The organism is Nocardioides halotolerans DSM 19273, from assembly GCF_000422805.1.
Lineage (GTDB): Bacteria > Actinomycetota > Actinomycetes > Propionibacteriales > Nocardioidaceae > Nocardioides > Nocardioides halotolerans.
This window is the reverse complement of sequence record NZ_KE383924.1, coordinates 277573-293757: the sequence shown is the minus strand read 5'-3', so window position 1 is coordinate 293757 and position 16185 is coordinate 277573. Positions and strand designations below refer to the sequence as shown.

General features: G+C 72.5%; 21 protein-coding genes and 1 tRNA gene. 16 read left to right on the top strand and 6 right to left on the bottom strand.

The genetic code is table 11. From position 1 onward, the window contains the following. Positions 1–17: 17 nt before the first annotated feature. The 6 genes from G514_RS0119955 to G514_RS0119930 all read left to right on the top strand — a co-directional run bounded on the left by G514_RS0119955 (position 18) and on the right by G514_RS0119930 (position 4544). Positions 18–746: a VIT1/CCC1 transporter family protein gene (locus G514_RS0119955; RefSeq protein ID WP_028653184.1), complete on the top strand. Its 729-nt coding sequence runs from the start codon at positions 18–20 to the stop codon at positions 744–746. Positions 747–749: 3 nt separating this feature from the next. Next, positions 750–1328, top strand: a complete 579-nt coding sequence (thpR, locus tag G514_RS0119950; RefSeq protein ID WP_028653183.1) for an RNA 2',3'-cyclic phosphodiesterase — start codon at positions 750–752, stop codon at positions 1326–1328. A 99-nt stretch (positions 1329–1427) separates the two neighbouring features. After that, complete coding sequence (locus tag G514_RS27975) at positions 1428–2576, top strand: NAD(P) transhydrogenase subunit alpha (RefSeq protein WP_245582282.1); 1149 nt, start codon at positions 1428–1430, stop codon at positions 2574–2576. Then, positions 2573–2899, top strand: a complete 327-nt coding sequence (locus tag G514_RS0119940) for an NAD(P) transhydrogenase subunit alpha part 2 (RefSeq protein WP_028653182.1) — start codon at positions 2573–2575, stop codon at positions 2897–2899. The genes G514_RS27975 and G514_RS0119940 overlap by 4 nt, the downstream gene beginning before the upstream one ends. Then, positions 2896–4287, top strand: a complete 1392-nt coding sequence (locus G514_RS0119935) for an NAD(P)(+) transhydrogenase (Re/Si-specific) subunit beta (protein WP_028653181.1) — start codon at positions 2896–2898, stop codon at positions 4285–4287. Before G514_RS0119940 ends, G514_RS0119935 begins: the two co-directional genes overlap by 4 nt. A gap of 65 nt (positions 4288–4352) precedes the next feature. Further along, positions 4353–4544: a hypothetical protein gene (locus G514_RS0119930; protein ID WP_028653180.1), complete on the top strand. Its 192-nt coding sequence runs from the start codon at positions 4353–4355 to the stop codon at positions 4542–4544. 136 nt (positions 4545–4680) lie between these two features. Here G514_RS0119930 and G514_RS0119925 read toward each other — a convergent pair whose 3' ends face one another. The 4 genes from G514_RS0119925 to G514_RS0119910 all read right to left on the bottom strand — a co-directional run bounded on the left by G514_RS0119925 (position 4681) and on the right by G514_RS0119910 (position 7676). Further along, positions 4681–5424: a hypothetical protein gene (locus G514_RS0119925; protein ID WP_028653179.1), complete on the bottom strand. Its 744-nt coding sequence runs from the start codon at positions 5422–5424 to the stop codon at positions 4681–4683. Then, complete coding sequence (locus tag G514_RS27970; protein WP_051247846.1) at positions 5421–5963, bottom strand: RNA polymerase sigma factor; 543 nt, start codon at positions 5961–5963, stop codon at positions 5421–5423. The genes G514_RS0119925 and G514_RS27970 overlap by 4 nt, the downstream gene beginning before the upstream one ends. A 170-nt stretch (positions 5964–6133) precedes the next feature. Next, on the bottom strand, positions 6134–6775 hold the full coding sequence (gene upp, locus G514_RS0119915; RefSeq protein WP_028653178.1) for a uracil phosphoribosyltransferase: 642 nt from the start codon (positions 6773–6775) through the stop codon (positions 6134–6136). 34 nt (positions 6776–6809) lie between these two features. Then, the gene (locus G514_RS0119910) at positions 6810–7676 is read right to left on the bottom strand and encodes a family 16 glycosylhydrolase (protein ID WP_028653177.1); all 867 of its coding nucleotides are present in this window, start codon (positions 7674–7676) and stop codon (positions 6810–6812) included. A 148-nt stretch (positions 7677–7824) separates the two neighbouring features. Between G514_RS0119910 and G514_RS0119905 the strand changes: the two genes are divergently transcribed. The 6 genes from G514_RS0119905 to G514_RS27965 all read left to right on the top strand — a co-directional run bounded on the left by G514_RS0119905 (position 7825) and on the right by G514_RS27965 (position 11556). Then, positions 7825–8316, top strand: coding sequence for a tRNA adenosine deaminase-associated protein (locus tag G514_RS0119905; RefSeq protein WP_028653176.1), 492 nt, complete (start codon positions 7825–7827; stop codon positions 8314–8316). 7 nt (positions 8317–8323) lie between these two features. After that, positions 8324–8782: a nucleoside deaminase gene (locus G514_RS0119900; protein WP_036565574.1), complete on the top strand. Its 459-nt coding sequence runs from the start codon at positions 8324–8326 to the stop codon at positions 8780–8782. 60 nt (positions 8783–8842) lie between these two features. After that, positions 8843–10093, top strand: a complete 1251-nt coding sequence (locus tag G514_RS0119895) for a hypothetical protein (RefSeq protein WP_157545056.1) — start codon at positions 8843–8845, stop codon at positions 10091–10093. Next, positions 10080–10679, top strand: a complete 600-nt coding sequence (locus tag G514_RS0119890; protein WP_028653173.1) for a TIGR03086 family metal-binding protein — start codon at positions 10080–10082, stop codon at positions 10677–10679. The genes G514_RS0119895 and G514_RS0119890 overlap by 14 nt, the downstream gene beginning before the upstream one ends. A gap of 42 nt (positions 10680–10721) precedes the next feature. Further along, positions 10722–10811, top strand: a tRNA-Ser gene (locus G514_RS0119885). Between the two features lie 160 nt (positions 10812–10971). Then, positions 10972–11556, top strand: a complete 585-nt coding sequence (locus tag G514_RS27965) for a TetR/AcrR family transcriptional regulator (protein WP_051247845.1) — start codon at positions 10972–10974, stop codon at positions 11554–11556. A gap of 16 nt (positions 11557–11572) precedes the next feature. Here G514_RS27965 and nhaA read toward each other — a convergent pair whose 3' ends face one another. Continuing rightward, entirely contained in the window at positions 11573–13006 is a 1434-nt protein-coding gene (gene nhaA / locus G514_RS27960; protein WP_051247842.1) for a Na+/H+ antiporter NhaA, read from the bottom strand. Positions 13007–13293: 287 nt separating this feature from the next. Here nhaA and G514_RS30500 point away from each other — a divergent pair, with 287 nt between their 5' ends. The 3 genes from G514_RS30500 (at position 13294) to G514_RS0119860 (ending at position 14935) form a co-directional block, all read left to right on the top strand. Next, positions 13294–13431: a hypothetical protein gene (locus G514_RS30500; RefSeq protein WP_157545054.1), complete on the top strand. Its 138-nt coding sequence runs from the start codon at positions 13294–13296 to the stop codon at positions 13429–13431. A gap of 197 nt (positions 13432–13628) precedes the next feature. Beyond that, entirely contained in the window at positions 13629–14186 is a 558-nt protein-coding gene (locus G514_RS29520; RefSeq protein ID WP_169576517.1) for a universal stress protein, read from the top strand. A 59-nt stretch (positions 14187–14245) separates the two neighbouring features. Then, positions 14246–14935 carry a DUF981 family protein gene (locus G514_RS0119860; RefSeq protein ID WP_028653172.1) on the top strand — a complete coding sequence of 230 codons (690 nt, stop codon included), beginning with the start codon at positions 14246–14248 and terminating at the stop codon, positions 14933–14935. Between the two features lie 19 nt (positions 14936–14954). On the opposite strand, the gene G514_RS0119855 is transcribed toward G514_RS0119860, so the two are convergent. Continuing rightward, a complete protein-coding gene (locus tag G514_RS0119855; protein WP_157545052.1) occupies positions 14955–15296 on the bottom strand; it encodes a hypothetical protein in 342 nt (113 codons plus the stop codon). 107 nt (positions 15297–15403) lie between these two features. Here G514_RS0119855 and G514_RS0119850 point away from each other — a divergent pair, with 107 nt between their 5' ends. Then, complete coding sequence (locus G514_RS0119850; protein WP_028653170.1) at positions 15404–16183, top strand: crotonase/enoyl-CoA hydratase family protein; 780 nt, start codon at positions 15404–15406, stop codon at positions 16181–16183. The last annotated feature ends 2 nt before the right edge of the window (positions 16184–16185 follow it).

Sequence of the window (16185 nt, the reverse complement as noted above, 5' to 3'; positions counted from 1 at the left end):
GACGGGACGATCGAGTCATGACGACCGAGGCGCCGTTCGTCGCAGGTCCGCACGAGGACGAGCCGCACGACACCGGCATCAACAACCGGCTGAACTGGCTGCGCGCGGGCGTGCTCGGCGCCAACGACGGCATCGTGTCGACCGCGGGCATCGTCATGGGCGTCGCGGGCGCGACCAGCGAGCGCGGCACGATCGTGCTGGCGGGCGTGGCCGGGCTGGCGGCGGGTGCGCTCAGCATGGGAGCGGGGGAGTACGTCTCGGTCAGCACCCAGAAGGACTCCGAGCTCGCGCTGCTCGACAAGGAGCGCCGCGAGCTCGCCGAGGAGCCGGAGGACGAGCTCGAGGAGCTCGCCGGGCTGTACGTCGAGAAGGGCCTCAGCGAGGAGCTCGCGCTGCAGGTGGCCCGCGAGCTGACCGCGCACGACGCGCTGGGCGCGCACGCGGAGGCCGAGCTCGGCATCGACCCCGACGACATCTCCAGCCCCTGGAACGCCGCGTTCGCCTCGATGATCGCGTTCACGATCGGGGCGCTGCTGCCGCTGCTGACGATCACGCTGGTCGCGCCGGGTGCGCGGGTGGCCGTGACCGTGCTGTCCGTGCTGCTGGCGCTCGCGATCACCGGGTGGGCCAGCGCCCGGTTCGGCTACGGCGCCTCGCGGCGGGCGGTGGTGCGCAACGTGCTCGGCGGCCTGTTCGCGATGGCGGTCACCTACGCCATCGGCTCGCTGCTCGGGACGCACGTCTGAGGCATGCGGCTCTTCGCAGCGCTGGTGCCACCCCCGGAGGCCCTCGAGCACCTCGACGAGTTCCTCGACGTACGCCGCGACGCCGGGGAGCTCCGGTGGGTGCAGGCCGACCAGGTGCACGTCACCCTGGCCTTTTTCGAGCAGGTGCCCGACCGCACGCTCGACGACCTGGTGGAGCGGCTCGGCCGCGCGGCCGCGCGGCGTTCGTCGTTCGAGACCGCGCTCGCCGGCGGCGGCGCGTTCCCGAACGCCGCTCGCGCGAAGGTGGTCTGGGCGGGCCTCGACCTCGACGAGCCCGGCCGCACCGAGCTCGACCGGCTGGCGACCGGCTGCCGAGCCGCCGCCAACCGGGCCGGGATCGCGGTCGACGGTGCGCGCTTCCGGCCGCACCTCACCGTGGCGCGGACCCGGCACCCGCACGATGTGAGCAGGTGGGTGCGGCTGCTCGACGCCTACGAGGGCCCCCGGTGGCGCGCGACCGAGCTGACCCTCGTGCAGTCCTTCCTCGGCGAGGGGCCGCGGGGCCGGCCGCGACACGTGGCGCTGGACACCTTTCCGTTGACGACCGGCGCGGATCGGTAGGGTCCCGCAAGTGAGCACCACCCCACGACGTTCTGCTCCTCCTCCGCTCCGCTCCTCCGTCGCACAACGCCGTGGGGACCCCGGAAAATGCTGATCGCCGTGGCCAAGGAGACCCGCGAGGGCGAGTCGCGTGTCGCGATGGTGCCCGAGCTGGTCGGCAAGCTGACCGGGCTCGGCTACGACGTGGCGGTGGTGCCCGGCGCGGGTCGGCACGCGCTGATCGCCGACGAGGAGTACGCCGAGGCGGGGGCCGGGCTCGACGCCGAGGCGCTCACCGCGGCCGACGTCGTCGTCTCGGTGCAGCCGCTCGCCCCCGATGCCGTGCGCCGTCTGAAGCGGGGGGCGGCGACCGTGTCGTTCCTGCCGGTCAACCAGGAGCTCGGGCTGGTGGCCGACCTGCGCGACGTCGGCGCGACGTCGTTCGCGATGGAGCTCGTGCCGCGCATCTCGCGGGCGCAGTCGATGGACGCGCTGTCGTCGCAGGCGCTGGTCTCGGGCTACCGCTGCGCGATCGTGGCTGCCGGGATGCTGCGCCGCTTCTTCCCCCTCAACATGACCGCCGCCGGCACCGTCCAGCCCGCGGAGATCGTCGTGCTCGGCGCCGGCGTGGCCGGGCTCCAGGCGATCGCCACCTGCAAGCGGCTGGGCGCCGTGGTCAAGGCCTACGACGTGCGGGCCGCGGCCGCCGAGGAGATCCGCTCGATGGGCGCGAAGGCGATCGACCTCGAGCTCGACACCCTCGAGGGCGCCGGCGGCTACGCGCGGGAGATGACCGAGGAGCGCGCCCGCCTGCAGATGGAGCGGCTCGCGCCGTACATCGCCGACGCGGACGCGCTGATCACGACCGCGGCCGTGCCCGGTCGGCAGGCACCGCTGCTGGTCACCGCGGCGATGGTCGAGGCGATGAAGCCGGGCTCGGTCGTGGTCGACCTGGCCGCCGAGACCGGCGGCAACGTCGAGGGCTCGGTCGCGGGCGAGGTGACCCGCATCGGCAACGCGTCGGTGTGGGGCGGCAAGAACGTGCCGTCGTCGATGCCCGGCCCCGCGTCGAGGCTCTACGCACAGAACGTCGTCAACCTGCTCACTCTGCTGACCGCCAAGCCCGGTGAGGGCGAGGACGGCGGCATGTTCGCACCCGACTTCGACGACGAGATCGTGGCCGGCGCCTGCGTCACGCACGACGGCGCGATCCGGCATCAGCCCACGCGCGAGGCTCTCGAGGGCCCGACCGAAGGAGAGCGAGCATGAACGAGGCGGTCGTCTGGCTGACGATCTTCATCCTCAGCGTCTTCGTCGGCATCGAGGTCATCTCGAAGGTGTCGTCGACGCTGCACACCCCGCTGATGTCGGGCGCCAACGCCATCCACGGCGTGATCCTGCTCGGCGCGATCATCGTCACCGGCAGCACCGACAGCAACGTCGCGCTGGTGGTCGGTCTCGTCGCGATCGTGCTCGCCGCGGTCAACATGGTCGGCGGCTTCGTGGTCACCGACCGGATGCTGCAGATGTTCGTGCGCAAGAAGCCCGGCGCCAAGCCGGTCGCCTCGAGCGAGGGTGGAGCCGAGAAGTGATCCCCACCTGGGCGCAGCTGCTCTACCTCTTCGGCGCGGTCTGCTTCATCCTCGCGCTCAAGGGCCTCTCCGGGCCCAAGACCGCGCGCAACGGCAACCTGATCGGCGCCTTCGCGGCAGTGCTGGCCTGCACGATCCCGTTCTTCTACGGCGACCTCGACCACGTCCCGCTGATCGTCGCGGCGATCGCGGTCGGCACGGTCGGCGGCGTCTACGGCGCGCGCACCGTCCAGATGACGCAGATGCCGCAGATGGTGGCGCTGTTCAACGGCGTCGGCGGCGGCGCAGCGGCCCTGGTCGCGCTGCTCGAGCTGGACGAGATCGTCGGGGCCGCCGACGCGGGCTTCGACGTCCAGAAGTTCACGCTGGTCGCCACGGCGTTCACGATCCTCGTCGGCTCTGTGTCGTTCGCGGGCTCGATCATCACCTTCGCCAAGCTCCAGGACCTGATGACCTCCCGGCCGGTGGTCTTCCCGGGGCTCCCGGTCGTCTTCGGGGCGGGCATCCTCGGCGCGATCGTGCTCGCCGTGCTCCAGGTCCGCGAGGCGAACCTCGCCCTGGGCATCGTGCTGGCGTTGGTGGGGCTGCTGCTCGGCGTCCTGCTGGTGCTGCCGGTCGGCGGCGCCGACGTACCGATCGTGATCTCCCTGCTCAACGCCTTCACCGGCCTCACCGTCGCCGCCGGCGGCTACGTGCTCTCCAACACGCTGCTGCTCGTCGCCGGCACGCTCGTCGGTGCGTCCGGCACGTTCCTGACGCTGCTGATGGCCAACGCGATGGGACGCTCGGTCGCCAACATCCTCTTCGGCGCGCTCCGCGGCGGGTCCACGCTCGGCGGCGGCGAGGTCTCCGACCGGCCGGTGAAGTCGGCCGGCCCCGAGGACGTCGCGATCATGCTCAACTACGCCGAGCGCGTGATCATCGTCCCCGGCTACGGCCTGGCCGTCGCGCAGGCGCAGCACACGCTCCGCGAGCTCGTCGACCTGCTCATCGCGCGCGGCGCGGAGGTCGACTACGCGATCCACCCGGTCGCCGGCCGGATGCCCGGGCACATGAACGTCCTGCTCGCCGAGGCCCAGGTGCCCTACGAGCAGCTCATCGAGATGGACGAGATCAACGACGAGTTCAAGGAGGCCGACGTCGTGCTCGTCGTCGGCGCCAACGACGTCGTCAACCCCGCGGCCCGCAACACGCCCTCGGCCCCGATCTACGGCATGCCGATCCTCAACGCCGACGAGGCCAAGCAGGTGGTGTTCCTCAAGCGCTCGATGCGGCCGGGCTTCGCGGGCATCGAGAACGAGCTGCTCTTCGAGCCCGAGACCACGCTGCTCTTCGGCGACGCCAAGGACACCCTCGGCAAGGTGCTGACCGCGGTGAAGGCGCTCTGACGGGGTACCTCCACGGCGAGACCCACGGGGAGACCCACGGGGAGGGTCGACGAAGGAGGCCGGCCATGGCCAAGCACCGCATGAACACCGACGAGCACGAGCTGCAGCTGATGCGGCCCGACGGGCACCGCTACGAGGCGCCCGACTCCGAGGAGACCCAGAGCGGCAAGAACTACGCGTACGCCGCCCTCGGCCTGCTCGTCCTCGTGCTGCTCGTGCTCATCGCCACCGGAACGGTGCCGATCTTCCCGCGCTGAGGGCGCGAGCCGGCCACGGTGCCGGCCGGCCCGCGCCGAACCAGTTCTGCGCCTTTGCGCTGGATTGGTCTTGTTTCACGCGTGAAACATGACCAAACGGCCGCGATTCCGCTGATCCGGCCTTGGCGGAGGCACCTCAGCTGACCGGGGCGACAACGCGCCTGCTGCCGAGCACGGTGCCGTCGGCGGCGGTGAAGGTGAGCGTGACCGCGGTGGCCCGCTCGGCCTCGGGCAGGGCGGCGCCGTACCCGTGCGAGTCGGGGCGGACCGGCAGCGTGCGGTCGACGCCGAGGCCCGTCACCTGGACCGCGACGGCCTCGGGATAGGGCGAGACGCCGTAGACCATCGGCCCGTCGAAGTCCTTGAAGAACCCGCCGAGCTGGTCGGGGCGGGTGAGCTCCTCGGGCGGGCGGTGGGGTCCGGCCCAGATCTGACCGCCGCAGCCGTAGTCGCTCAGCTCGTCCTGGGTCGGAACGCCCTCGCCGTCCCAGGTGCCGTCGCTCATCGCGTAGCAGACCGCGCCCTTCGACGACGTCGCGATCCAGACCGCGAAGATGCCGCCCTCGGTGCGGAACTGCGCGACCTGCGTCGGGTCGTGGAGTTCCCCGATGTCGTTGCCGGAGGTGTTCGGCTGCTCGCCGAACTCCGTGAGCGTCTTCCTGACCACGTCGCTGGCGCCTCCGCCGGCGACGGCGGCCGCGGTGCCGACGCTCAGCGCGGCGGCGACGGCGCCGACCAGGACGCGCCGGGGAGCCTTGCGCTTGCGGGGTGCGGCGGGCCGGCCCTCGCGGAGGATGCCGGCGAGCGTCGCCTCCGACCACGCGGGCTCAAGCGGCTCGGGCGCCGGCGCGAGTGCGGTGATGGTGCTGTGCTCGGTCATCTCAGGCTGCCTTCGGTCAGGGGTCGGGTGGTCGCCGACGCGACCCGGGTGGTGGCGCCGCCGCGGTCGAGCGCGGCGCGGGCCCGGTGGGCACGCACGCGGAAGGTGCCGTGCCTGATGCCGAGGGCCTGCGCGGCCTCCTCGGAGGTCAACCCGTCCCACGCGACGAGCAGGAGCGCCTCGCGCTGATGGTCGGGCAGCGCCGCGAGGGCCTCGAGCGCATCCATGCGCTCGGTGGCCAGGACGCCGGCGTCCTCGCTCGGGCGCGCCGCCGAGCCCAGCAGCACCAGCCGGTCGTGCAGGGCGCCGCGGCGTCGTACGGCGCGGCGGCTGTTGCCGATCACCTTGCGCGCGATGCCGATCAGCCACGCGATCGGCGGGTGCGGCACGTCGTCCCAGCGACGCCAGGCCTGCAGGAACGTCTCGGCGACGAGGTCCGCGACGTCGTCGGCAGGCACGTGCCTGCGCACGTACGCCGCGACCCGCGGCCCGTCGCGCTCCCAGGCCTCACGGAACTCTGTCTCGGGGGAGGGGCTCATGCCTGGGTAGTGTCCGGCCGCCGGCCGGTGTTACCGCCCCGGTTGCGAGCGGGTCCTGGCTCGCCCGCGCCGAACCAGTTCGGCGCCTTTGCGCTGGATCGGTCTTGTTTCACGCGTGAAACACGTACCAGATGGGCGCGATTGCGCTGATTTGGTCTTGACGGCCGCGCTCAGCCGACCACGCCGTAGAGGCGGTCACCCGCGTCGCCGAGGCCGGGGACGATGTAGCCCTTGTCGTTGAGCTTCTCGTCCATGGCCGCGGTCACGACCGTCACCGGCACGTCGAGCCCCTCGAGGTCGGCCTCCAGGCGGGCGCACCCCTCGGGCGCGGCCAGTAGGCAGATCGCCGTGATGTCGTTGGCGCCGCGGTCGGTCAGGAAGGTGATCGCGGCCGCGAGCGTACCGCCGGTCGCGAGCATCGGGTCGAGCACGTAGCACTGCCGGCCAGCGAGGTCCTCGGGCAGCCGCTCGGCGTACGTCGTCGCCTGCAGCGTCTCCTCGTTGCGCATCATCCCGAGGAAGCCGACCTCCGCGGTGGGCAGCAGCCGCATCATGCCGTCGAGCATGCCCAGACCGGCGCGGAGGATCGGCACGACGAGCGGCTTCGGCGCCGCGAGCCGTACGCCGGTCGTCGGCGCGACAGGAGTCACGATGTCGTGCGGGTCGACGCGCACCTCGCGGGTGGCCTCGTAGGCCAGCAGCGTCACCAGCTCGTCGGTCAGGCTGCGGAACGTCGGTGAGTCGGTGCCCTCGTCCCTCAGCGCGGTGAGCTTGTGAGCGACTAGCGGGTGGTCGACGACGTGGGTGCGCACGAGCGCAGCCTAGAGCGTCGGCTCGGTCTGCCGCTCAGTCGGCGGCGTGGTCGCCCAAGCAGGACTTCGTGTAGCGGGTCAGCTTGGTGAGCGGCGCCTTGACGGACTTCTTGGCCTTGTCGTTGAGGTTCCAGTAGCGCAGCCAGTCCATCTGCATGCGGGCCTTGTTCATCCGCTTGCCCTTCTCGGCCTCCATCGTGAACCGGACCTGGAACTTGCGCCCGGACAGCGCCTCGGGCCGGGTCTCGGTGCGGATGACGCGCGAGTCGACGAACCACGAGATGTGCTTCTTGGTCACCTCGACCGCGAACGTGTGCCACTGGTCCTGGCCGAAGCCGCGCTTCATCGACGCCTGGTAGAGGTTGTCGGGACGGGTGCGGATGTAGAAGTTGACCTTGTCATCGCCCATCGTGAACTTGTTGAGCGCGATGTTCTGCTCGCCGCAGCCCTCGCCCTCCTTGGTCACGGGGACCAGCTCGGTCAGCACGCGGTACGGCGTGTGCTTGTGCCCGTACTGACGCTGCCGGAGACGGGTCTCCCAACGGCCGTAGGCGCGGCCCGGGATCGTCATCTGCGCGGAGACGCTGCCCTTGGTGGCGGTGTTGAGGGTCAGCATGCCGTGCTGGGTCCGCACCGCACCCGGCCCCTCCACGCGCCAGCGCTTGTGGTTGAGCGGCCCGACGAACGTCTCGTCGTAGACCAGGCCGTTGTGGCCGTACCAGCCGAAGGTGTTGCCTGCGTGGATCGGGCCCGGCGCCTGGCGCGACGCGGTCGTGCCGACGGCGTCGGAACGGCTGGCCTGGGCTGCCTCGCCGCCCAGCGGGCCGAGCGAGAGCGCCAGGAGTGCGGCGGTGCCGGCGGCGAGCGCGCGGCGCGGGCGGATGGGAGTCCGGTCGAACATGGGCATCGAACCTACCGAAGTCGGCCGGCAGGGTCACGTCGGCGGCCATACCGTCGGTCGGTGAGACGGCGTACGCCGCGGCGCGAGCCCGCAGCAGTCCGGGCCCAAAGGGCTGGTCGGGCGTCGGCAGGTCTGTCACGCTGGGCGGGTGGTCGAGCACGACGACAGGATCGACTTCGCCCTCGCGGCCTACCGCGCGGACGGTGACTGGACCGTGCAGGACCTCACCCACGACCACCTCGGCGACATCGAGACGATCGCCGACGCGCTGCGACGCCTCCCGGGTGACGGCGGGGCGGTGGCGATGGTCGCCGTCGACGAGGACTTCTTCGTGATCGTCCGCGTCGCCGGTTCGACCACCCGGGTGCTCCTGTCCGACGTCACCGCCGCGGAGGACTGGGAGCTCGCGGAGTCGGCGGTCGAGTTCCTCGGCCTCCCCGACCTCGGGCTCGAGGACGAGGACGACCAGGTGCCGGCCGGCGACCTCGACCTCCTTGGCGATCTCGGCATGCAGGCCATGGAGATGGGCCTGCTGCTCGACGACGTCGACCTCTACCCCGACGAGATCCTGTCCGACGTCGCACGGCGGATCGGCTTCGGCGACCAGTTCGACGACGCCGTCGGCCTGACGTCGGCCTGATGCGCTGATGACCTCCCCCTGGGAGGCGGCGATGGGTGCCGCCCTCGACGAGGCGCGCGCGGCGCTCGCGACCGACGACGTGCCGATCGGTGCGGTCGTCGTCTCGCCCGCCCACCAGGTCGTGGCCACCGGACGCAACGTACGCGAGGCCGCGACCGACCCGACCGGCCACGCCGAGGTGGTGGCGCTGCGGTCCGCGGCGGCAGCACTGGGCGCCTGGCGCCTGGAGGGCTGCACGCTCGTGGTCACCCTGGAGCCCTGCACGATGTGCGCGGGCGCCGCCGTGCTCGCCCGGGTCGAGCGCGTGGTGTTCGGCGCCTTCGACCCGAAGGCGGGAGCGGTCGGCAGCCTGTGGGACGTCGTGCGCGACCGTCGGCTCAACCACCGGCCCGAGGTCGTGAGCGGTGTCCTCGCCGCGGAGTCGACGGCGCTGCTCGACGACTTCTTCGCACACCATCGCCGGTAGTCCTGAACATGGTCATTCCGGGTGTGCCGATCAGGCGGTGCCCGGGGTGAGAATGCGCTCGTGGGAGGGTCCCGGGCCGGTTGGGCCGGCGTGGCCGCGACGACCGCACTCGGCGTCGCCGGGAGCGTCGCCGGGCTCGTGACGCCGGCGCACGCCGACGAGACGGTGACCGTCCAGGGCACGGCGTTCCCCGACCCGGCGACGGCGGCCCTGTCGTTCGTCGGCTGCGCCGACCTCTACCAGCGCACCGCGGAGCCGCTCGCGCCCACGATCGGCGTCGGGCCCGGGAGGGCGCCGGCCGGCACCCGCAGCCTCGGCTGGGACCTGGCCGGGGGCAACGCCGTCGGTGCGCTCTTCCCGGTCGGCTCGATGGCGCGCACGACGACGGTGAGCCTGGCGGTCAACTCCTCCGCCCGCGCGGCGGGCGTGGCCTATGCCGGCTACCAGGACCCGGCCGACGCCGGCACCGCGCTGATGTGGCTCGGCCGGTCTGCGCTGGTGAGCCCCGGCGGGGCGTGGCAGACGATCGACGCGACCACGCGGACCTACTCGTGGTCGAAGTACGACATGACCACCGGCGCCAGGTTCGACCTCGGGGTCGCCGACTCCGCCACGGTCGCCGACTTCGTCGCCGCGCACGGCGGTGACGGGCCGGGTGTCTACACGATCGGCTTCGGCTGCGACGGCACGCCGTTCTCCATGGACCGGCTGCAGGTCGGGACTCCCGGCAACGTCACGACGTACGACGTCGAGGCGCTGCGCACGACGGTCGGCATCGACAGCGAGCGTGGCCGCGACGGCGAGGTCACGATCACCGGCCGGCTCCGCACGCTGACCGACGACCCGATCCCGCACGCGACGATGCTGCTCGAGCGGCGTACGCCGGACAGCCGCCAGTGGAAGCCCGTGCTCGTCGCGCAGGTGGAGGACGGCGGCGTGCGCGCCACCGTGCCGGGAGACGAGCGGGCGTTCTACCGCTGGCGGTTCGTGGAGCGGCCGCTGGCCGAGGGCAACGCCTCCGCGGCGCTGCTGCTCGAGCTCGTGTCCACGCCCCCGTCCGAGTCGCCGTCGCCGTCCGACGGTCCGTCCGTCAGCCACCCGACCGTCTCGCCGCCGTCCGCGACGCCGACCTCGACGCTGACCTCGACGCCGGCCCCGGTGCCCAGCGCGACCCTGCTCCCGGCCACACCGGACCTCACGCCGTCCGACCTCCCCGACGACCTGCCCGACGAGCTGCCCGGCGACCTGCCCGGCGACCTGCCCGATGAGTCCGCGTCTGCCGGCGAGTCCACCTCGCATGGCCTTCGTTGACCTCCGACCGACGACCACCGCCCTCGCCGACCTCGTCCGCGGCGTGCGCGACGACCAGCTGACCGGCCCCACGCCCTGCCCCGACTACTCCGTCGCGGACCTCCTCGACCACATCGGCGGGCTGGCGCTGGCCTTCACCTGGGCCGCGAGCAAGGACGGCCCGCCCGGCGGCACCGCACCGGACGTCGACGGCTCGCGACTCGAGGACGGCTTCCGCGACCTCATCGCGACGGCGCTCGCCGAGCTCGGCGACGCGTGGCAGGACCCGGCCGCCTACGACGGCGTCACCATGGCCGGCCCGGTCGAGCTGCCGGGCGACCAGGCCGCGCTCGTCGCGCTCGACGAGGTCACGGTCCACGCCTGGGACCTCGCGGCGGCGACCGGCCAGGCCTACCCGGCCGACCCGGCGGCGGTCGCCGCGTGCCGGGAGTTCGTCGCGGCGTTCGAGCCGCCGCGCGGAGGCGCCGCGGACGACGGCGGCCTCTTCGGCCCGCCGGTCGCCGTACCCCCGGACGCCTCGGACCTCGACCTGCTCATCGGCGCCACCGGCCGCGACCCCGCGTGGCGCCCGCCGGTCGTGCGCTGAGCGATTTCAAGAGCCCGCTCCCGCTCGGGTAACCTCTCCGGCGGTGGCGTGTCCGAGCGGCCTAAGGAGCACGCCTCGAAAGCGTGTGTGGGTGCAAGCCCACCGTGGGTTCAAATCCCACCGCCACCGCCAGCCACGCGAGCGGCCCTCCACCTGCGGACTCCCCGGGTCGGGGGCCGCTTCGCTCGTGCGAGCTCACGGCAGGCTCCGCCGCCGCGCTGCGGCTGAGGTGTAGCGTCGGTCCGCGAAACGCGACACGTAGCGGTCGCATATCTCGAGGGAGGTGTGAGACGTGCCACCCGACTCCTCCGATCCTGCTCGCGCGGGCCGGCCACGGCAGCCGGACCTGGACCACCGGCTGGAGGTCGCGGTCCTCGAGCTGCTGCGTGAGAGCGGGCCGTCCGCGGTGACGATGGAGGGTGTCGCCGCGCGGTCGGGCGTCGCCAAGACGTCGATATACCGCCGTCACGGCAACCGCGCCGAACTCTTGACCACGGTGCTGTCCAACGCCATCGGCGTGCCGCAGGTGCCGGACGAGGGCGAGGTGCGAGACAAGATCCGCGCCGTGCTCGAGCAGGCCTGGCGCCAGATGGACGACGTGCTCGGCCCGGGCGGGTTGGCCGCCATCGTGGGCAACTCCGACCCGGAGTTCACCGACCTGTTCCGCGCCGAGCTCCGCCCGTACGCCGACGCGCTGGTCAAGCGGATCCGCCAGGACTCGCGCGAGGGCCGGCTCCGGCCAGGGCTCGACGCCGACGGCGTCGTGAGCCTGATGATCGGCGCCTACCTCGGCGAGCTCGTCCGTCGCGGGAAGGTCGGTCGAGGCTGGCTGGACCGCAGCATGGAGATGATCTGGCTGGTGATGGCGCAGCCCTGACCCGCGCGAGCGGTTCCTAGCGGGCCGAACCGGTCGGCGCCTCGTGCTCGGCGTGCGCGTCGCCGTGCCCCTCGAGCTCGCAGAGCAGGCAGTCGGGCTCGGTGTCCATCGGCGTGCGGTCGCACGAGGACGGGCCGCGCGCCTGATCCACCCTGAAGACGGCCCACCCGAGCACGATCGAGATGACCGCTGCGAGCAGGACGCCGACCACGGCCTGGTCGTGGAGGGGACCGTCGTCGAAGGCGAGGCCGGCGATGAGGAGCGAGACCGTGAAGCCGATACCAGAGAGCGCGGCACCGCCAAGGACCTGACCGAGGCCGACGCCCGTCGGCAACCGGCCCGCACCGGCCCGCACGCCGGCCCAGGAGGCAAGGCCGATGCCGAGCGCCTTGCCGATCACGAGGCCGGCGACCACCGCCCACGTGAGCCGGGCCGTCAGCGCGTCGGCCAGCACGCCGTGGCGCAGGTCGATGCCGGCGTTGGCGAGGGCGAACACGGGCACAATGACGTAGCTCGCCACCGGCTGCAGCCTGACCTGGAGGCGCTCGTTGACCGAGACCGCCCGCACCAGCTCGCGGTGGGCCGAGCGTCCCGACTCGACCCCCGGCCTCTGCCGGAACGCCAGGAACCGCGCCGCCGCCCGGTCGATCGCATCGCGGCGGGGCTCGTGGGCGGCCACGAGCAGGCCGCCGAACATGCCGGCGATCGACGCGTGCAGCCCCGCGTGCAGGGTCGCCAGCCACAACCCGAGACCGACCAGGAGGTACGGCGTGGCTGCGGAGACGCCGTAGCGACTCATGATCCCCATGACGGACCCCAGGCCGGTCATGACGATGAGGGCGGCCGGGTCGAGGGCGTCGCTGTAGACGACACCGATGACGGTGACCGCAACGATGTCGTCGATCACCGTGAGGGTCAGCAGGAAGATCCGCAGGCGAGTGGCCAGCGCTGGGCCAACCACGGCGAGCGCGCCGAGCAGGAACGCCGTGTCGGTCCCGATGACCAGGCCCCAGGCGCGGGACGCCTCGCCTCCCGGCGCCAGCGCCAGGAAGAGCAGCGCGGGCACGACCAGGCCGCCCACGGCGGCGATGAGGGGGATGGCGGCCCGACGCGGTGTCGTGAGCTCTCCGACGGAGAACTCACGCCGGACCTCGAGGCCGATCACGAAGAAGAACAGCGCCATTGCGCCGTCGTTGACCCAGTGACCGAGATCCATCGACAGCGCCGAGCCCGCCACCGAGATGCCCGCCTCGATCCGCCACAGCGCGTCGTAGGCGCCCGACCACGCGGAGTTCGCCCAGACCAGGGCCGCCAGCGTCGCTGCCAGCAGCAGACCGGCGCTGCCCGCCTCCGTGGAGAGGAACCGCCGCGCGGCCGACGCCTGCGCCACCAAGGTGGGCCGTGGCTCGGGGCTCGCGGGCAGGTCCGTTGAGGCGTGCAGGTCGGTCATCAGTCCTCGTCCTTCTTCCGGCCCGTCGCCGGAGTGGTCGGTGGCGCTGGTCGTGGAGCGGGTCGGTGGCCAGGGCCAGGTGGACGACGCACGCGATGAGCAAGCCCGTCACGGTCGAGGTCACGGCGATGAGGACCGCCATGCGCAAGAACTCGCTCATGCGTGCTGCCCTCTCGTCGTCAGCGTTCGCTATCAGAAACGGCATACGTAGCGTATCTATTCCATCCAAACTTGAGAAATAGAAACGCAGTGCGTAGCGTTTTGGATTCCAACGAGAGGAGAAGCAGATGTCCGACCTCACCTACCTGATCGGGCTCCTGGTCGGGGCCGTCGTGGTCACCACGATCCTCACTGTCGGGACACTGGGTGCCGCCCGGATGCTCCCGGGGCAGGGCGATCGGAGCGCTGGCGGGGAGCGGTCATGAGCACGGCGGGGGCCGTTGCGGCGCTCGTGGCGATCTCCCTCCTGCTGCACGCCTCGCTGGCCGTCGCGCTGGCGCGCGCCGACAGACGGGCGGAGCGGACGCGGGCGCGGCCCGGCACACCCACGCAGGAGGGCCTCGGGAGCGGCCGGCTCGGTGACCCGCCGAGTGACCCACGCACAAGCTGTGAAGGAGGAGCGATGCACGCCGAGGTCGGGGGCTGGTCAGGTCGCGCCTACCCGCCTGACGCGGTGGTGGTGGGGTACAACGGCAAGGAGCACAGCCGCGTCGCCGTGGTGTGGGCGGCGCGCGAAGCCGTCCGCCGGGACCGCCCCCTGGTGGTCCTCCACGCCGCCAACTACCCCGGCATGACGGGGCCGCCCGGGCCGGGCCTTCTCCACCGCGACCCGGGTGCCCTTGACGCGGCCGAGGAGGTGACGGGCCTGGGCGTCATCGAGGCCGTCGCGGCGCGACCCGGCCTCGACGCGGTCGGCGCGACCGAGGTCACCTCGGCCGTCCGCGCTCTCACCGACGCCAGCAGGGACGCCTCCCTCGTCGTCGTCGGCAGTCGCGGTCACGGGCGCCTTGCCCGGGCGCTGCTCGGATCGGTCTCCTCCGCGGTGGCGTCCCGCGCGACCGCGCCAGTCGCCGTGGTGACCGACGTCGTCCGACCCTCCTGGTCGGGTCGGCACCGGTCACGGTCTGACCCGGGCGTTTCGTCACTACGGAATAAGTACGATACGCGCCGCGTTTCGTAATTAGCTGAGACACAGCTACAGGGCAAGGACCCTGACGAGATGACGGAGGTGGGACGACGATGGTCGTCTACAACGAGCTGGTCGCCCTCACGGCGGGCGCCGGTCTGCTGGGATTCGCGTGGTTCGTCGCGCAGCTGAGCAAGAACAAGCCCATCGAGAGCGAGGGTTGGGCCGGGTTCTTCGGAGTGACCGGCCTGCTCCTGCTGGTGACGGGACTCCACACCACGGTCACCTGGCCCTTCGGGGGTGGCGGCTTCGAGTACGCCAACATCGCGTTCGGGCAGCCCGCCGCCGGCTTCGGCGCACTGCTGCTCTTCGCTGCCGTCTACCTGTGGCGGCACCGCGCCGCGTTCGCGACCGACGCCCGGACCGCCACCGTTGCTGCGCTCTCCGCCCTGAAGCCGGCGTCCGTCTTCGTAGGCGCTCTCGGCCTGGCCATGGTCGTCCTGGCCATCACGTTCGTCCGGTTCCAGCTCGGTGCCGCGCCGCCGGAGGAGCCGATCAGTGGTCGCTTCGGCCACCTGCCGGTGATCGAGGCGCTCTTCCTGGGCGGGCTCTGGGGCATCATCGCCCTCGGCGCGCTGCTCTTCGCGATCTCCCTGCTGACCGAGCGACCGACGCTGCTGCGGTGGGCGGTCCGGGCGTGGGTCGTCGGAGGCGTCGTGCTCCTGCTCTTCGGCGCGATGAACTACTACACGCACATCGGGATGTACTACAACATCGAGCACGGCACCCAGCACCGCTGGTGACCCGCCCTGAGATGAGGGCTCAGGCCAGGAGGCCGAGGCCAAGGGCGAGCGGCAGGTCGGAGCCGAGGTCGGGGTCGTTCTCGACCTCGACCTCCGGCAGCGGCTCGCGCTTCACGCCGGTCGCGCCGACGGCGAGCACGACGACGCCGCCGGCGAGGACCACCAGGGCGAGGGCGAGGCCGGCCGGGCGAGGGGCGTCCTGGCTGGTGGTCGCGGACGACTCGGGACCGCGGTCGTCGTGCTGGCCCTGGGCGCTCTGCGACATGAAGACGGCGGCGAGGAGGGCGATCGCCCAGACGAGGCCGACCATGGCCAGGGCGCGAACGACCCGGTCACGCAGGTCCCGAGCCCAGTTCCCCATGACGCAAGTGTGTGACAGCGGTCGGGCGGAGGGGCCGGTCTTTCGGACAAATCGTCCTTTCGGTCAGTCCGCTGGTCGGGGGACCGGCCGGCGCTAGCCTCGCGAGCATGTCCAGCGACGTCACGGAGCCCGTGCGCGTGGAGCGCGACGGCCCGGTCACGACCGTGGTCCTGCACCGACCCCACGCGCGCAACGCGGTCGACGGACCGACGGCGCGGGCGCTGGCCGACGCGTTCCGGGCCTTCGACGCCGACGAGGAGGCCAGGGTCGCGGTGCTGTACGGCGAGGGCGGCACGTTCTGCGCGGGCGCCGACCTCAAGGCGATCGGCACCGAGCGCGGCAACCAGGTGGCGGAGTCCGGCGACGGTCCGATGGGGCCGACCCGGATGCGGCTCGGCAAGCCGGTGATCGCGGCGGTGGAGGGGTACGCCGTCGCCGGTGGCCTCGAGCTCGCGCTGTGGTGCGACCTCCGGGTGGCGGCGGACGACGCGACGTTCGGCGTGTTCTGCCGGCGGTGGGGCGTGCCGCTCATCGACGGTGGCACTGTCCGGCTGCCCCGCCTGGTCGGCACCGGCCGGGCGCTCGACCTGGTCCTCACCGGGCGCGAGGTCGGCTCGGAGGAGGCCGAGCGCATCGGCCTGGTCGACCGCGTCGTACCTCCCGGTCACGCGCGCGGCGCGGCGGAGCAGCTCGCCCACGAGCTCGCCCTGCTCCCGCAGGTGTGCCTGCGCCAGGACCGGCTCTCGGTGCTCGAGCAGGAGGGAATGCCCGAGGGTGACGCACTCGCCAACGAGCTGCGCCACGGGCTGGTCAGCCTCGGGTCCGGCGCCCTGGAGGGCGCGCAGCGGTTCGCCTCCGGCGAGGGCCGGCACGGGGCGCCGGCCTGAGA

What these genes read in the sequence shown, in the direction of transcription:
- G514_RS27970 (WP_051247846.1), bottom strand. Translation starts at nt 5,963, where the DNA reads ATGAGCCCCTCCCCCGAGACAGAGTTCCGTGAGGCCTGGGAGCGCGAC.
- nhaA (WP_051247842.1), bottom strand. Translation starts at nt 13,006, where the DNA reads ATGACCGACCTGCACGCCTCAACGGACCTGCCCGCGAGCCCCGAGCCA.
- G514_RS0119940 (WP_028653182.1), top strand. Translation starts at nt 2,573, where the DNA reads ATGAACGAGGCGGTCGTCTGGCTGACGATCTTCATCCTCAGCGTCTTC.
- G514_RS0119860 (WP_028653172.1), top strand. Translation starts at nt 14,246, where the DNA reads ATGGTCGTCTACAACGAGCTGGTCGCCCTCACGGCGGGCGCCGGTCTG.
- thpR (WP_028653183.1), top strand. Translation starts at nt 750, where the DNA reads ATGCGGCTCTTCGCAGCGCTGGTGCCACCCCCGGAGGCCCTCGAGCAC.
- G514_RS0119925 (WP_028653179.1), bottom strand. Translation starts at nt 5,424, where the DNA reads ATGACCGAGCACAGCACCATCACCGCACTCGCGCCGGCGCCCGAGCCG.
- G514_RS0119910 (WP_028653177.1), bottom strand. Translation starts at nt 7,676, where the DNA reads ATGTTCGACCGGACTCCCATCCGCCCGCGCCGCGCGCTCGCCGCCGGC.
- G514_RS0119850 (WP_028653170.1), top strand. Translation starts at nt 15,404, where the DNA reads ATGTCCAGCGACGTCACGGAGCCCGTGCGCGTGGAGCGCGACGGCCCG.
- G514_RS0119900 (WP_036565574.1), top strand. Translation starts at nt 8,324, where the DNA reads ATGACCTCCCCCTGGGAGGCGGCGATGGGTGCCGCCCTCGACGAGGCG.
- G514_RS29520 (WP_169576517.1), top strand. Translation starts at nt 13,629, where the DNA reads ATGCACGCCGAGGTCGGGGGCTGGTCAGGTCGCGCCTACCCGCCTGAC.
- G514_RS0119955 (WP_028653184.1), top strand. Translation starts at nt 18, where the DNA reads ATGACGACCGAGGCGCCGTTCGTCGCAGGTCCGCACGAGGACGAGCCG.
- G514_RS30500 (WP_157545054.1), top strand. Translation starts at nt 13,294, where the DNA reads ATGTCCGACCTCACCTACCTGATCGGGCTCCTGGTCGGGGCCGTCGTG.
- G514_RS0119930 (WP_028653180.1), top strand. Translation starts at nt 4,353, where the DNA reads ATGGCCAAGCACCGCATGAACACCGACGAGCACGAGCTGCAGCTGATG.
- G514_RS0119855 (WP_157545052.1), bottom strand. Translation starts at nt 15,296, where the DNA reads ATGGGGAACTGGGCTCGGGACCTGCGTGACCGGGTCGTTCGCGCCCTG.
- G514_RS0119890 (WP_028653173.1), top strand. Translation starts at nt 10,080, where the DNA reads ATGGCCTTCGTTGACCTCCGACCGACGACCACCGCCCTCGCCGACCTC.